The organism is Milkweed yellows phytoplasma str. MW1 (genome assembly GCF_000309485.1).
Classification (GTDB): Bacteria; Bacillota_I; Bacilli_A; order Acholeplasmatales; family Acholeplasmataceae; genus Phytoplasma.
Genome location: NZ_AKIL01000070.1, coordinates 1 through 231, shown reverse-complemented (window position 1 = coordinate 231; position 231 = coordinate 1). Strand labels below are relative to the sequence as shown.

Sequence of the window (231 nt, the reverse complement as noted above, 5' to 3'; positions counted from 1 at the left end):
ATGCTTTAGGTTGGTTAGGTCATTATTTTAAAGATAAAACTTTTAAAAGTACTTTTACTTATGCGCTATATAATAATCAGATCAATGATAAAATGGTTGAATTTAATTACCGTATTAAAGAACCGCCACCACAAGGTTTTTTATTAGCTTATTTTGATGGGGGACAAAGAGAAGGGGCTAATAATACTTTTACTTTAGAGCAATTAAAACAAATGGGGCAGGGCGCTAAAG

1 pseudogene is annotated in these 231 nt (G+C 31.6%); it reads left to right on the top strand.

Annotated features, from left to right (window positions below):
- A pseudogene (locus RI76_RS01545) lies at window positions 1–231 on the top strand (hypothetical protein); the annotation flags it as partial.